The sequence below is a fragment of the Citrobacter sp. Cpo103 genome, assembly GCF_030332605.1.
Lineage (GTDB): Bacteria > Pseudomonadota > Gammaproteobacteria > Enterobacterales > Enterobacteriaceae > Citrobacter > Citrobacter portucalensis.
The window spans coordinates 140,930-154,932 of record NZ_JAOWHO010000034.1 but is presented as its reverse complement, the minus strand read 5'-3'; the positions used below and the strand labels follow the sequence as shown (position 1 = coordinate 154,932).

Sequence of the window (14,003 nt, the reverse complement as noted above, 5' to 3'; positions counted from 1 at the left end):
AAGGCGAAGTCGCCTCCCGGCTTTTTCATATCTGGAGGTATCCATGGGAATCGCACTGGTTACTGGCGGCAGTCGCGGCATCGGGCGGGCAACTGCGCTGCAGTTAGCGCAAGAGGGTTACACGGTTGCGGTTAACTTTCATCACAATATCCGTGCGGCAACGGAGGTGGTGAATACCATTGTCGCTGCCGGGGGAAAGGCGTTTGCTCTACGGGCTGATATCAGCGATGAAAGCCAGGTTGTGGCAATGTTTGAATCTATTGACCGCGAAGGTGAACCACTGACTGCGTTAGTGAATAATGCCGGGATTTTGTTTGAACAGAGCACGGTGGAAAGCCTAACCGCTGAAAGAATTAACCGCGTGCTGGCGACCAATGTTACCGGCTATTTTTTGTGTTGTCGGGAAGCGGTAAAGCGGATGTCGTTCAAACACGGAGGGCAAGGCGGGGCGATTGTAAATGTCTCTTCGGCTGCATCGCGGCTTGGTGCGCCATTCGAATATGTTGATTACGCAGCCTCAAAAGGCGCTGTGGACACGCTCACCACCGGCCTTGCGCTGGAGGTTGCGGCGCAAGGGATCCGCGTAAACTGCGTGCGACCTGGTCTTATCTACACTGAAATGCACGCATCAGGCGGCGAGCCGGGAAGGGTCGATCGCGTGAAATCGATGTTGCCTATGCAGCGCGGCGGACAACCGGAAGAGGTCGCGCAGGCGATTACCTGGCTGCTGAGCGAGAAGGCGTCCTACGTAACGGGAAGTTTTCTGGAACTGGCTGGCGGGAAGTAGGATTTAATCGCCGGATGGCGCTATGCTTATCCAGCCTACAGGAATTTAATCTGTAGGCTGGATAAGGCGTTTACGCCGCCATCCGGCAAAAAATCAAAGTTTCTCGCCGTTGCTGGCAATCACCTCTTTGTACCAGTTAAAACTTTTCTTGCGTGAACGCGACATATCGCCGGTGCCGTCGTCGTGTTTGTTCACGTAGATAAAGCCGTAACGTTTGCTGTACTGACCGGTGGTGAACGAGACACAGTCGATGCAGCCCCACGGCGTGTAGCCCATCAGGTCTACGCCATCATAGGTTACCGCTTTCATCATCTCTTCAACGTGGGCGCGCAAATAGTCGATGCGATAGTCGTCGTTGATGCTGCCGTCTTCTTCCACTTTGTCGTAGGCACCAAATCCGTTTTCTACGATAAATAGCGGTTTCTGATAGCGCTCATACAGTTCACATAAGGCGTAACGCAGACCGACCGGATCAATCTGCCAGCCCCAGTCGGACGCTTTTACGTGCGGGTTCGGTACGCTGCCCTCAAAACCAGAAATGGCATCGCCGCTGCCGCCTTCCGCTTTTACCGCGTTGGTCATGTAGTAACTGAATCCGAGATAGTCACAGGTGCCTTCACGCAGGATTTGCTCATCTCCGGCTTCCATTCGGATATTGAATTCGCGGCGTTCCCACTCGTTCAGTACATATGATGGATAGTAGCCGCGCAGTTGAACGTCGGTGAAAACGTAGCGCTCACGCATCGATTCCTGCGCGAACATCACATCTTCAGGCTTACAGGAGAACGGGTACAGTGGCACCATCGCCAGCATGCAGCCGACTTTCATTTCCGGGTTGATGCGGTGTGCGGCTTTCACTGCCAGAGCACTGGCCACGAACTGGTGATGCAGCACCTGGTACATGGTTTCTTCCGGGTTTTCATGCTCGGTATACACCACGCCGGAGCAGCAATAACCGAACAGCGGTGCGCGCCAGTTGCGCTGGTTATTGATCTCGTTAAAGGTCATCCAGTATTTGACCTTGTGCTTGTAGCGCTCAAAAACGACTTCAGCGAATCGGACAAAGAAATCGACGACTTTACGATTGGTCCAGCTACCGTACTGTTGAACAAGGTACAGCGGCATTTCAAAGTGGGAAAGGGTGATGACCGGTTCGATGTTGTACTTCAGCAGTTCATCGAACATGTCGTCGTAGAACTTTAGCCCTTCTTCATTCGGCTGGCTTTCATCCCCTTTGGGGAAGATACGGGTCCAGGCGATTGAGGTGCGGAAGCATTTGAAGCCCATCTCAGCAAACAGCTTGATGTCTTCTTTGTAATGACCGTAAAAATCGACAGCTTCGTGGTTGGGGTAGTACTTACCGGGTTCAACTTCCTGAGTGATTTCTCGCGGAACGCCGTGTGCCCCTCCGGTCAGTACGTCGCAAATGCTGGGGCCTTTGCCACCTTTGTTCCAGCCGCCTTCAACCTGGTGCGCCGCAACCGCGCCACCCCATAAAAAATCTTTTGGTAAGGTAAGTTTTTTCATCTGCGCTCAGTCTCAAATTAATACAATCTGATTTTGAGTCTAACAAAGGAAAGATAAATGTCACGATATAACAAAATAGCGCTAATGTGATTTGTTACATCCAAAAAACAGATTGTTTTTTTACGCTATTCTTTTCGCCAACTTGCGGCCGAGTGACTCCAGAATATAAATAACAGGGATCTGTGTGGTTATATCGTATACTCCGGCAATGCGCGTCTGTGGAACGTGCCAGGAGAGATTAAAGTCAGCCAATTTGGCCAGCCGCGAATGTTCATGACTGGTGACAGACAGGACCTTACAGTTATGCAGGCTGAACTGGCTGGCAAAGCGCAGGATCTCTTCTGTTTCACCGGAAACAGAAAGCACGATCGCCAGCGCGTTTCTGGCCATGTCATTCGTTACCGGGAAATAAGGATCATCAATGTGATTACTGAATTTTCCAACGTTTGAGAAAAAACGTGCGCCATATTTGGCTAAGGCTCCGGATGTTCCCGCTCCGACGAATATAATACGTTCGGAAGATAATATAATATCAACAGCCTGATCGAGCAGATTATCGAACTCATCGTTATTAACACCTTTAAAGAAACTGATAATTTCGCTGGCACCGAAATTAGCCTGTTGCGGTTCATTCTGCTCTAAATATAATTTGAAGCGCACGCGAAATTCTGAGTAACCTTCACACTTAAGCTTGCGGCAAAAGCGCAGTACGGTGGTAGTGGAAACACCCACGGCATCGGCCAGTTCGCGAATGGTCATGTACATGACTTTGTCACGGTTTTTGATGACATAGTTGTAGACCAGCATCTCAAGATTGTTGAGACTGGCGATGGCAGCGTGGGAGAACATACTCACAATGGCAAAACTCACTCATCAGACTTCATCTACAGGGAATAATAACATGCAGCCAAATGACATCACTTTTTTTCAGCGTTTCCAGGATGACATTCTGGCCGGACGCAAGACCATCACTATTCGTGACGAGTCCGAATCACACTTCAAAGCCGGGGACATTTTACGGGTTGGGCGCTTCGAAGATGACGGTTACTTCTGCACGATTGAGGTTGTAGGCACCTCAACCGTCACGCTGGATACGCTGACGGATAAACATGCCCAGCAGGAAAACATGACGCTTGAAGAACTTAAACATGTCATTGCCGAGATTTACCCGGATCAGACGCAATTTTATGTGATTGATTTTAAATGCCTTTGATTTTAATGGTACGCATGTTAGCTGAAATTTAAAATCTAACACTTTGATTTTTAATGATAAATATTTATCTGGTAATTATTTTAGCTAACAGGTGTTCACTGGAACCATTCTCAGTTACGCTAGAGGAGCAATCACGATAGGGTTCGTTTCTCGGGAGTAAGTTATGGTTCAGAAGCCATTAATCGCGCAGGGATATTCGCTGGCAGAGGAAATAGCCAACAGCATCAGTCACGGTATCGGGCTGGTGTTTGGGATTGTCGGATTGGTGTTATTGCTGGTCCAGGCAGTGGATACCAACGCCAGCGCTATGGCGATTACCAGCTATAGCCTGTACGGCGGCAGCATGATCCTGCTGTTCCTCGCCTCAACTTTGTATCACGCGATCCCCCATCAGAGAGCGAAAGTCTGGCTGAAAAAATTCGACCACTGTGCGATTTATCTGCTGATTGCCGGGACTTACACGCCATTTCTGCTGGTGGGGCTTGATTCGCCGCTGGCACGTGGGCTGATGATTGTTATCTGGAGCCTGGCGCTGATCGGTATTTTATTCAAACTAACCATTGCGCACCGGTTTAAGGTTCTGTCACTGGTGACCTACCTGACAATGGGCTGGCTTTCGCTGATTGTGGTGTATCAACTGGCGGTTAAGTTGGCGGCGGGAGGCGTGACGTTGCTGGCTGTTGGTGGTGTGGTGTATTCGCTGGGCGTAATTTTCTACGTCTGTAAGCGTATTCCTTACAACCATGCGATCTGGCACGGCTTTGTGCTGGGCGGCAGCGTTTGCCATTTCCTGGCGATCTATCTGTACGTGGGGCAACACGCATAGATTCAGTGCAACCCCGGGGGCGGCGTAAACGCCTCGCCCGGACTGTATTTTATAGGCCGGACAAGCCAACGCCGCAATCCGGTAGCCTGTGCCGAATTGCCTGATGGCGCTGCGCTTATCAGGCCTACCAATTACTCTTCGTCTAACGAATATGGCAGCGGTACGATATGCAGCGTTTTCGCGTCTTCACGAACGCGGAACACGCTGTCGGCCTCCATGTCGTTATTCATCACAACCTGCACCAGTACCTGACCATCAGCCAGTTGTACTGCGGCGAGTACGGTGCCGGTACGGCGCCAGTTCTCGCCCATTTTCAGCTCCAGGTCTTCACCCGCTTCCGGTACTCGACCGGCGGCACCCGCCAAAGTCCACATGGCGCGTTTGTTGGCTCCGCGGAATTTTGCACGAGCCACCATTTCCTGACCGGTGTAGCAGCCTTTTTTAAAGCTGATCCCGCCCAGAGCCTGCAGATTGGTAGCCTGTGGAATAAACTGTGCACTGTTGGCTGTATCAATAACGGGGATACCCGCTTCGATATCCAGCGCCAGCCACTGCTGGCTGTTATTTAACTCAGCTTCGCCACGCAGCTTTTCAACCAAGGTTTCTGCTGTGGTGGTATCAACGATCAGCAGAAAACGTTCGGCAGGGTGTTCGAACCACAATACCGTGGAGGCACCTTCGGTAATGACCTGCTTATCACTGTTCGGCAATTCGCTAAAGAGATTGGCCAGCGCTGCACGTGCCTGGAATCCCGCTACGCCCAGCAGTACTCGTTCATCGTCCGGGGCAATCACCACCTTCGAGAAGACCGCATATTTTTTCAGCTCGCTGAGCTGCGCATCACGCAGGCTACGGCGCTCAAGCCATGCAAAACCGTCGCCCTGGCGGAACAGACGCAGGTTGCTCCACATTTTACCTTTGGCGTCACAATGTGCAGCCAACAGGTGCTGATGCTCGGTCATCTGGCTGACATCCGCCGTGACCTGACCCTGAATATACTTCTCACTGTCGACACCGGTGATGGTGGCGAGCGCCCAGTCATCGAGCGTCATTAGCGTCAGAGGCAAACGCGTTGACGCGAAAGGCTGGCGAGGAGGAAAAGATGTAAAAGCCATAATAATGTCCTGATTTGCTTAACGCAGTGATAATGACTAATGGTAAAAGAGCTATGGCCCATTGCAAGCGGTTTAAACAGGCTATTTGTGCCATATGTTGCGCTTTGCGAGGAGACATCCAAAAATGGTGAATCCTTTGGCTTAATAAGGTTTTATTTAGCGAGCGAGCTTCAGTTTACTGATATTCCCGTAAAAAGAGTGGGAAAAACACGTTACAATAGCGGGATACTTCGTTTTCGCGAGACAGGGAGAAGAACATGGATATTAACAACAAAGCACGTATTCATTGGGCATGCCGCCGCGGTATGCGCGAGCTGGACATCTCGATCATGCCGTTTTTCGAACATGATTATGACAGCTTAAGTGACGAAGAAAAACGTATCTTTATCCGTCTGCTAGAATGTGATGATCCAGATTTATTTAACTGGTTGATGAATCATGGGAAACCAGCTGATGAGCAGCTGGAACAGATGGTGCGACTTATCCAGACACGGAATCGGGAACGTGGTCCAGTGGCAATCTGATTTACGCGTATCATGGCGCGCGCAGTGGCTTTCACTGCTAATTCATGGGCTGGTCGCGGTATTTATTTTATTGATGCCCTGGCCATTGAGCTACACCCCATTATGGCTGGTTTTGCTCTCTCTGGTGGTGTTCGATAGCGTTCGCAGTCAGCGTCGAATCAACGCCTGTCAGGGTGAGATTCGGCTGTTGATGGATGGCCGTTTGCGCTGGCAAGGGCAAGAGTGGTCTATCGTTAGCGCCCCCTGGATGGTTAAAACAGGCATGATGCTGCGTTTGCGATCTGATGCCGGAAAACGTCAACATTTGTGGCTGGCAGCAGACAGTATGGATGATGCAGAGTGGCGGGATTTACGGCGGTTGATGCTGCAAAAGACGAAGCAAGGGTAACGCATGACACATGCCTGATGGCGCGCAGCTTGAAGGCCTACAGTTAGGTGCGTCATGCTGGCCGGATAAGGCATTTACGCCGTCATCCGGCAAATCGGTTATCAGGACCAGTGCTCGGCCATTTCCCCAAGAATTTGCTCGCACCAGGCCTGAATGCGTTCATCGCTGAGATCGTACTGGTTCGTCTCATCCAGCGCCAGGCCAACAAACAGTTGTCCATCAGCAATGACGGGTTTATCGCTGGTGAATTCGTAGCCTTCTGTGGGCCAGTAGCCGACAAACTTTACACCTTTGGTGATCAGTTTATCGTGCAGCATACCCAACGCATCCAGGAACCATTCGCCGTATCCCAACTGATCGCCCATACCGTAAAGCGCGACAATCTTGCCTTCCAGGTTGAGGTCGTCCAGTTGCTCCCAGATCGCTTCCCAGTCCTCCTGAATTTCACCGAAATCCCAGGTTGGAATGCCCAAAATGAGCACGTCATATTGCTCCATTAGGGTCGGGGAATCGTCTTTGAGGTTGTGCAGTGTCACCAGTTCGGGACCCAGGATATCGCGGATTTTTTCTGCTGCCATTTCGGTGTAGCAGGTGCTGGAACCGTAAAAAAGACCCATGTTCATGACGTAAACATCTCAATTCTGCTGTAGCGTTGCGGGTAGTGTAACAGAATCGCCGCATTCTCGGCACAATGAGGCATAATGCATCAAAAATGAGAGTGGAATAAGGGGCGCGAGTGGAACAGGATCTGGCGCGCATCGAGCAGTTTCTTGATGCCCTGTGGCTGGAACGAAATCTGGCGGAAAATACATTAAGTGCGTATCGTCGCGATCTGACCATGCTTGTGGAATGGTTACATCACCGCGGCGCTTCGCTTGCGACCGCGCAAAGTGATGATCTGCAAGCCTTGCTGGCTGAGCGGATGGATGGAGGGTATAAAGCCACCAGTTCCGCACGTTTGCTCAGTGCGACGCGACGTTTTTTTCAGCATCTGTACCGCGAAAAATATCGTGAAGATGACCCCAGCGCCTCGCTTGCATCACCTAAACTTCCGCAGCGCCTGCCTAAAGATCTCAGCGAAGCGCAGGTTGAGCGGCTGCTGCAAGCGCCGCTTATTGAGCAACCGCTGGAGCTACGCGACAAGGCCATGCTGGAAGTGCTGTATGCAACAGGCCTGCGCGTGTCTGAACTGGTAGGACTGACGATGAGTGACGTCAGCCTGCGCCAGGGTGTGGTACGGGTGATCGGTAAAGGTAACAAAGAGCGCCTTGTCCCGTTAGGTGAGGAGGCTGTGTACTGGCTGGAAACATACCTGGAGCATGGGCGTCCATGGTTGCTCAACGGCGTATCGATTGATGTGCTGTTTCCTAGTCAGCGGGCGCAACAGATGACCCGTCAGACCTTCTGGCATCGTATCAAACACTATGCTGTGTTGGCGGGAATCGACAGCGAAAAGCTGTCACCGCACGTCCTGCGGCACGCGTTTGCCACGCATCTGCTTAACCATGGCGCAGACCTGCGCGTGGTGCAGATGCTACTGGGGCATAGCGATCTCTCGACAACGCAAATTTATACTCATGTCGCAACGGAGCGCTTGCGGCAACTACATCAACAGCATCACCCGCGAGCGTGAGTGCTGACAGGATAGGATAGGCTATGAAAAAACGTTTTATGATGTTCACCCTGCTGGCGACGGCGTTTTCCGGCATGGTACATGCAGACGACGCGGCAATTCGTCAGTCATTAGCAAAGCTGGGTGTGCAGAGCACCGAGATTCAACCTGCTCCGGTTGCGGGCATGAAAACTGTACTGACCAATAGCGGCGTGCTGTACGTTACCGAAGACGGTAAACATATTATTCAGGGACCGATGTACGACGTGAGCGGCGCAAGTCCGGTGAATGTCACCAACCAACTGCTGATGAAACATCTGAACGCGCTGGAAAAAGAGATGATCATCTACAAAGCGCCGCAGGAAAAACACGTCATTACCGTTTTCACCGACATCACTTGTGGTTACTGCCACAAGCTGCATGAAGAGATGAAAGATTACAATGCGTTGGGGATCACCGTACGTTATCTGGCCTTCCCACGTCAGGGGCTGGACAGTCAGGCTGAGCAGGACATGAAGTCTATCTGGTGTGCTAAGGACAAAAACAAAGCCTTTGACGACGCGATGACTGGCAAGGGCGTGAAAGCGGCGACCTGTGATGTGGATATCGCTAACCACTATGCGCTGGGCGTACAGTTTGGCGTCAGCGGTACACCGGCGATTGTGCTGAGCAATGGCTATGTCGTACCTGGTTATCAGGGCCCGAAAGAGATGAAAGAATTCCTCGACGCACATGCAAAACAGACCAGCGGTAAATAATTCGCGTGAAACAACAGATACAACTTCGTCGGCGTGAGGCCGACGAGACAGCCGAGTTACCTGCCGACTTGCCGCCACTGCTGCGCCGTTTATACGCCAGTCGCGGCGTGCGCAGCGCGCAGGAACTTGAGCGTAGCGTGAAAGGAATGCTGCCGTGGCAGCATTTAAACGGTGTCGAAAAGGCGGTTGAGATCCTCTACAACGCCTTTCGTGCGGGAACTCGCATCATCGTTGTCGGCGATTTCGATGCCGATGGCGCGACCAGCACGGCGCTAAGCATCCTGGCGATGCGCGCGTTGGGCTGCAGTAACGTTGACTACCTGGTGCCAAATCGTTTTGAGGACGGTTATGGTTTAAGCCCGGAAGTCGTTGATCAGGCCCATGCCCGTGGTGCTCAGCTGATTGTTACCGTAGACAACGGCATCTCGTCTCACACGGGTGTCGAACATGCCAGAACGTTGGGGATCCCGGTCGTTGTAACCGATCACCACCTGCCAGGGGATACGCTGCCGGGCGCAGAGGCGATCATCAATCCTAACCTGCACGACTGTGAGTTCCCGTCGAAATCGCTGGCAGGCGTTGGTGTAGCTTTCTATCTGATGCTGGCGCTGCGCACTTTCCTGCGTGACAAAGGCTGGTTTGATGAGCGAGGCATTGCACCGCCGAACCTGGCTGATTTGCTCGATCTGGTTGCGCTTGGCACGGTGGCGGACGTGGTCCCGCTGGATGCCAATAACCGCATTCTGACGTGGCAAGGCTTAAGCCGTATCCGCGCCGGAAAATGCCGCCCAGGTATTAAAGCGCTGCTGGAGATTTCCAATCGCGACCCCCTAAAGCTGGCAGCCAGTGATTTAGGTTTTGCCCTCGGGCCACGGCTGAATGCGGCAGGGCGTCTGGACGATATGTCCGTTGGCGTAGCGCTGTTGTTGTGCGACAACATTGGTGAAGCGCGCGTGCTGGCCAATGAGCTGGACGCACTCAACCAGACGCGCAAAGAAATTGAGCAGGGTATGCAGGCAGAAGCGCTGACCCTGTGTGAAAAGCTGGAACGCAGTAGCGATACGCTACCGGGCGGTCTGGCTATGTATCATCCCGAGTGGCATCAGGGCGTAGTGGGGATTCTGGCATCGCGTATTAAAGAGCGATTCCATCGCCCGGTGATAGCGTTTGCCCCGGCAGGTGACGGTACCCTCAAAGGATCCGGGCGTTCGATTCAGGGGCTGCACATGCGCGATGCGCTGGAGCGCCTGGACACCCTTTATCCGGGCATGATCCTCAAGTTTGGCGGTCACGCCATGGCGGCGGGCTTATCGCTTGAAGAGGCGCAGTTTGAGCGTTTCCAGCAGTGTTTTGGCGAACTGGTAACCGAGTGGTTGGATCCCGCCTTACTGCAAGGTGAAGTGGTGTCGGATGGCCCACTGAACGCGTCGGAGATGACCATGGAGATCGCACAAATGCTGCGCGATGCCGGACCGTGGGGACAAATGTTCCCGGAACCGCTGTTTGACGGGCATTTCCGTTTGCTCCAGCAGCGTCTGGTCGGTGAGCGTCATCTGAAGGTAATGGTCGAGCCCGTAGGCGGTGGTCCACTGCTGGACGGTATTGCGTTTAATGTCGATACCACCTGCTGGCCGGACAACGGCGTGCGCGAAGTTCAGCTTGCCTACAAACTGGATATTAATGAGTTTCGCGGCAACCGTAGTTTGCAGATTATAATCGACAATATCTGGCCACTTTAGCGTCACTAATCGCTATAAAAAAGGGCGTGGATTAGTTACAATCCCGCTCTTATCACCGCATTTTGACTAGTCCAATAAAAGAAATCAGACAATGTTTGAAATTAATCCGGTAAATAACCGCATTCAGGACCTCACGGAGCGCTCTGACGTTCTTAGGGGGTATCTTTGACTATGATGCCAAGAAAGAGCGTCTGGAAGAAGTAAACGCCGAGCTGGAACAGCCGGACGTATGGAACGAACCCGAACGCGCGCAGGCGCTGGGTAAAGAGCGTTCTTCTCTTGAGGCCATCGTCGATACGCTCGATCAGATGAGCCAGGGCCTGGAAGATGTCTCCGGCCTGCTGGAGCTGGCTGTAGAAGCCGACGACGAAGAAACCTTTAACGAAGCCGTAGCAGAACTCGATACGCTGGAAGATAAGCTGGCCCAGCTGGAATTCCGTCGTATGTTCTCCGGTGAATATGACAGCGCAGATTGCTATCTCGATATTCAGGCAGGTTCTGGCGGTACGGAAGCGCAGGACTGGGCAAGCATGCTGATGCGCATGTATCTGCGTTGGGCTGAAGCGCGCGGCTTCAAGACTGAAATTATTGAAGAGTCTGAAGGTGAAGTGGCGGGTATTAAATCCGTGACCATCAGAATTGCTGGCGAATATGCGTACGGTTGGCTGCGTACTGAAACCGGCGTACACCGTCTGGTTCGTAAGAGTCCGTTCGACTCCGGCGGACGTCGCCATACGTCGTTCAGCTCTGCGTTTGTTTATCCAGAAGTTGACGATGATATTGATATCGATATCAACCCGGCGGATCTGCGTATTGACGTTTACCGTGCCTCCGGTGCAGGTGGTCAGCACGTTAACCGTACGGAATCTGCGGTGCGTATTACCCACATCCCGACCGGGATTGTGACGCAGTGTCAGAACGACCGTTCACAGCACAAGAACAAAGACCAGGCCATGAAGCAGATGAAAGCGAAGCTTTATGAACTGGAAATGCAGAAGAAGAATGCCGAGAAACAGGCGATGGAAGACAATAAGTCAGATATCGGCTGGGGTAGCCAGATTCGTTCTTATGTCCTTGATGACTCCCGCATCAAAGATCTGCGTACCGGGGTTGAAACCCGTAACACGCAGGCGGTGCTGGATGGCAGCCTGGATCAATTTATCGAAGCAAGTTTGAAAGCAGGGTTATGAGGAACCAACATGTCTGAACAACACGTACAGGGCGCTGACGCGGTAGCCGACCTTAACAATGAACTGAAAACGCGCCGTGAGAAGCTGGCGAGCCTGCGTGAGCAGGGGATCCCGTTCCCGAACGATTTCCGTCGCGATCATACCTCAGACCAACTGCATGCTGACTTCGACGCGAAAGAAAACGAAGAGCTGGAAGCGCTGAACATTGAGGTATCCGTTGCTGGCCGTATGATGACCCGTCGTATTATGGGTAAAGCATCATTCGTTACGCTGCAGGACGTTGGCGGCCGTATTCAGCTGTACGTAGCTCGCGACGACCTGCCGGAAGGCGTCTACAACGAGCAGTTCAAGAAATGGGATCTGGGCGATATCCTCGGCGCGAAAGGTAAGTTGTTCAAGACCAAGACCGGTGAGTTGTCTATCCACTGCACCGAACTGCGTCTGCTGACCAAAGCACTGCGCCCGCTGCCGGACAAATTCCACGGTCTGCAGGATCAGGAAGCGCGCTATCGTCAACGTTACCTGGATCTCATCTCTAACGATGAATCCCGCAATACCTTTAAAGTGCGTTCACAGATTATGGCTGGCATCCGTCAGTTCATGGTTGCTCGCGGCTTTATGGAAGTAGAAACCCCGATGATGCAGGTGATCCCAGGCGGTGCGGCAGCGCGTCCGTTTATCACCCATCATAACGCGCTGGATCTGGACATGTACCTGCGTATCGCGCCGGAACTGTACCTCAAGCGTCTGGTGGTTGGCGGCTTCGAACGCGTATTCGAAATTAACCGTAACTTCCGTAACGAAGGCATTTCTGTTCGCCATAACCCAGAGTTCACCATGATGGAACTCTACATGGCTTATGCGGATTACAAAGATCTGATCGAACTGACCGAATCGCTGTTCCGTACGCTGGCGCAGAACGTTCTGGGAACGACTGAAGTGCCTTATGGTGAAGAAGTCTTCGACTTCGGTAAGCCGTTCGAAAAACTGACCATGCGCGAAGCGATTCAGAAATACCGTCCAGAAACCAACATGGCCGATCTGGATAACTTCGACTCTGCAAAAGCGATTGCTGAATCTATCGGCATCAAAGTTGAGAAGAGCTGGGGTCTGGGCCGTATCGTGACCGAGATCTTTGAAGAAGTTGCGGAAGCGCACCTGATTCAACCGACCTTCATTACCGAGTACCCGGCAGAAGTTTCTCCGCTGGCGCGTCGTAATGATGAAAACCCGGAAATCACTGACCGCTTCGAATTCTTCATCGGCGGACGTGAAATCGGTAACGGTTTCAGCGAGCTGAACGATGCGGAAGATCAGGCGCAGCGTTTCCAGGATCAGGTTAACGCTAAAGATGCGGGCGATGACGAAGCAATGTTCTATGACGAAGACTACGTTACGGCTCTGGAACACGGTCTGCCGCCGACTGCGGGTCTGGGCATTGGTATCGACCGTATGGTTATGCTGTTCACCAACAGCCATACCATCCGCGACGTGATCCTGTTCCCGGCAATGCGCCCGGTTAAGTAAGATGTGAAATGCCGGATGGCGGCTGATGCCTTATCCGGCCTACGTGGAGACGATTCGTAGGCCGGATAAAACGCGTTTGCGTTGCCATCCGGCAATCAATTACGGTTAGCAAACTCGCGCAATAATTCTCGTGCTTTATCATTCGATGCCTGCATTACCATCCACGGGCTAAAAGCCCACGGCGTCGCGTCAATCCCGCTTAAGACATCCTCAAGACTGCTCCACTGGCAATCCATCACTTCATCTGGGTTTAGCTGTAGCTCACTGACGATATGTGCGGCATAAACCGGGCACACTTCGTTTTCCACAATTCCACTCGGGTCTGTAGCGCGATAACGAAAGTCAGCATATACGGGGCTGAGCGAGTCGATGTCTGCACCCAGTTCGAAGCGAGCCCGGCGGACAGTAGCGTCTTCGTGGGTTTCACCCAGCTGCGGGTGACCACAGACAGAGTTGGTCCAGACGCCAGGCCAGGCTTTTTTGTGCAGCGAGCGGCGGGTGACCAGCAGTTGGCCCTGCTCGTTAAATATCCAGCACGAGAAAGCGGAATGCAGGGGAGTTGTGGCGGTATGCGCCGCATATTTTTCCAGCGTTCCGCAGGGTTGGTCCTGCTCATTCAATAAAATGACATGTTCCTGTCGCATAGCGTCCACCATCAATCTTAAGCACCCATATTATATGCTTAATTAAGTCAGATTGATTAACAGAGGGTGTGAAATGCCAGGACCGACGGTTCGTTGCGCGATATGATTTGGCATCCGGTTTCTGGCTGCTATGATAAAGCGTCTGAAAATGTT

15 protein-coding genes are annotated in these 14,003 nt (G+C 52.4%); 10 read left to right on the top strand and 5 right to left on the bottom strand.

Annotated features, from left to right (window positions below):
* Positions 1–43: 43 nt before the first annotated feature.
* Positions 44–787 (top strand): SDR family oxidoreductase, encoded by a 744-nt coding sequence (locus OGX89_RS16270; RefSeq protein WP_003825501.1) that lies wholly within the window; start codon positions 44–46, stop codon positions 785–787.
* Between the two features lie 93 nt (positions 788–880).
* Here the strand turns inward: OGX89_RS16270 and bglA are convergent, their stop codons facing one another.
* Together bglA and OGX89_RS16260 are read right to left on the bottom strand one after the other, a co-directional pair.
* A complete protein-coding gene (gene bglA / locus OGX89_RS16265; RefSeq protein WP_126956613.1) occupies positions 881–2,314 on the bottom strand; it encodes a 6-phospho-beta-glucosidase BglA in 1,434 nt (477 codons plus the stop codon).
* A gap of 120 nt (positions 2,315–2,434) precedes the next feature.
* Positions 2,435–3,163, bottom strand: coding sequence for a MurR/RpiR family transcriptional regulator (locus OGX89_RS16260; protein WP_008785744.1), 729 nt, complete (start codon positions 3,161–3,163; stop codon positions 2,435–2,437).
* Positions 3,164–3,215: 52 nt separating this feature from the next.
* On the opposite strand from OGX89_RS16260, the gene yqfB reads away from it, so the two are divergent.
* Both yqfB and trhA read left to right on the top strand, forming a co-directional pair.
* On the top strand, positions 3,216–3,527 hold the full coding sequence (yqfB, locus tag OGX89_RS16255) for a N(4)-acetylcytidine aminohydrolase (RefSeq protein ID WP_048225466.1): 312 nt from the start codon (positions 3,216–3,218) through the stop codon (positions 3,525–3,527).
* 163 nt (positions 3,528–3,690) lie between these two features.
* The gene (trhA, locus tag OGX89_RS16250; RefSeq protein ID WP_063940912.1) at positions 3,691–4,353 is read left to right on the top strand and encodes a PAQR family membrane homeostasis protein TrhA; all 663 of its coding nucleotides are present in this window, start codon (positions 3,691–3,693) and stop codon (positions 4,351–4,353) included.
* A 131-nt stretch (positions 4,354–4,484) separates the two neighbouring features.
* Here the strand turns inward: trhA and ygfZ are convergent, their stop codons facing one another.
* A complete protein-coding gene (ygfZ, locus tag OGX89_RS16245) occupies positions 4,485–5,468 on the bottom strand; it encodes a tRNA-modifying protein YgfZ (RefSeq protein ID WP_126956615.1) in 984 nt (327 codons plus the stop codon).
* A 257-nt stretch (positions 5,469–5,725) separates the two neighbouring features.
* On the opposite strand from ygfZ, the gene sdhE reads away from it, so the two are divergent.
* Positions 5,726–5,992 (top strand): FAD assembly factor SdhE, encoded by a 267-nt coding sequence (sdhE, locus tag OGX89_RS16240; protein ID WP_126956618.1) that lies wholly within the window; start codon positions 5,726–5,728, stop codon positions 5,990–5,992.
* Positions 5,973–6,380: a protein YgfX gene (locus OGX89_RS16235; RefSeq protein WP_126956620.1), complete on the top strand. Its 408-nt coding sequence runs from the start codon at positions 5,973–5,975 to the stop codon at positions 6,378–6,380. The genes sdhE and OGX89_RS16235 overlap by 20 nt, the downstream gene beginning before the upstream one ends.
* Positions 6,381–6,481: 101 nt before the next feature.
* Here the strand turns inward: OGX89_RS16235 and fldB are convergent, their stop codons facing one another.
* Positions 6,482–7,003 carry a flavodoxin FldB gene (gene fldB, locus OGX89_RS16230; protein WP_003825517.1) on the bottom strand — a complete coding sequence of 174 codons (522 nt, stop codon included), beginning with the start codon at positions 7,001–7,003 and terminating at the stop codon, positions 6,482–6,484.
* A gap of 113 nt (positions 7,004–7,116) precedes the next feature.
* Between fldB and xerD the strand changes: the two genes are divergently transcribed.
* The 5 genes from xerD (at position 7,117) to lysS (ending at position 13,206) form a co-directional block, all read left to right on the top strand.
* Complete coding sequence (gene xerD / locus OGX89_RS16225) at positions 7,117–8,013, top strand: site-specific tyrosine recombinase XerD (protein WP_003825519.1); 897 nt, start codon at positions 7,117–7,119, stop codon at positions 8,011–8,013.
* Positions 8,014–8,036: 23 nt separating this feature from the next.
* Entirely contained in the window at positions 8,037–8,750 is a 714-nt protein-coding gene (gene dsbC, locus OGX89_RS16220; RefSeq protein WP_003825520.1) for a bifunctional protein-disulfide isomerase/oxidoreductase DsbC, read from the top strand.
* Between the two features lie 5 nt (positions 8,751–8,755).
* Positions 8,756–10,489 carry a single-stranded-DNA-specific exonuclease RecJ gene (gene recJ / locus OGX89_RS16215; RefSeq protein ID WP_126956622.1) on the top strand — a complete coding sequence of 578 codons (1,734 nt, stop codon included), beginning with the start codon at positions 8,756–8,758 and terminating at the stop codon, positions 10,487–10,489.
* A gap of 91 nt (positions 10,490–10,580) precedes the next feature.
* A protein-coding gene (gene prfB / locus OGX89_RS16210; RefSeq protein WP_100194817.1) for a peptide chain release factor 2 occupies positions 10,581–11,679 on the top strand; the annotation gives its coding sequence in 2 pieces (ribosomal slippage) (positions 10,581–10,655 and positions 10,657–11,679; 1,098 coding nt in all).
* Between the two features lie 9 nt (positions 11,680–11,688).
* A complete protein-coding gene (gene lysS / locus OGX89_RS16205; protein WP_003026911.1) occupies positions 11,689–13,206 on the top strand; it encodes a lysine--tRNA ligase in 1,518 nt (505 codons plus the stop codon).
* Positions 13,207–13,301: 95 nt separating this feature from the next.
* Here lysS and idi read toward each other — a convergent pair whose 3' ends face one another.
* Positions 13,302–13,850, bottom strand: a complete 549-nt coding sequence (gene idi, locus OGX89_RS16200; RefSeq protein WP_126956624.1) for an isopentenyl-diphosphate Delta-isomerase — start codon at positions 13,848–13,850, stop codon at positions 13,302–13,304.
* Positions 13,851–14,003 lie beyond the last annotated feature (153 nt).

Bases quoted from the DNA above. Each gene is read 5' to 3' on its own strand.
- idi (WP_126956624.1), bottom strand. From the start codon at position 13,850: ATGCGACAGGAACATGTCATTTTATTGAATGAGCAGGACCAACCCTGC.
- yqfB (WP_048225466.1), top strand. From the start codon at position 3,216: ATGCAGCCAAATGACATCACTTTTTTTCAGCGTTTCCAGGATGACATT.
- OGX89_RS16270 (WP_003825501.1), top strand. From the start codon at position 44: ATGGGAATCGCACTGGTTACTGGCGGCAGTCGCGGCATCGGGCGGGCA.
- lysS (WP_003026911.1), top strand. From the start codon at position 11,689: ATGTCTGAACAACACGTACAGGGCGCTGACGCGGTAGCCGACCTTAAC.
- bglA (WP_126956613.1), bottom strand. From the start codon at position 2,314: ATGAAAAAACTTACCTTACCAAAAGATTTTTTATGGGGTGGCGCGGTT.
- fldB (WP_003825517.1), bottom strand. From the start codon at position 7,003: ATGAACATGGGTCTTTTTTACGGTTCCAGCACCTGCTACACCGAAATG.
- trhA (WP_063940912.1), top strand. From the start codon at position 3,691: ATGGTTCAGAAGCCATTAATCGCGCAGGGATATTCGCTGGCAGAGGAA.
- dsbC (WP_003825520.1), top strand. From the start codon at position 8,037: ATGAAAAAACGTTTTATGATGTTCACCCTGCTGGCGACGGCGTTTTCC.
- ygfZ (WP_126956615.1), bottom strand. From the start codon at position 5,468: ATGGCTTTTACATCTTTTCCTCCTCGCCAGCCTTTCGCGTCAACGCGT.
- sdhE (WP_126956618.1), top strand. From the start codon at position 5,726: ATGGATATTAACAACAAAGCACGTATTCATTGGGCATGCCGCCGCGGT.
- OGX89_RS16260 (WP_008785744.1), bottom strand. From the start codon at position 3,163: ATGTTCTCCCACGCTGCCATCGCCAGTCTCAACAATCTTGAGATGCTG.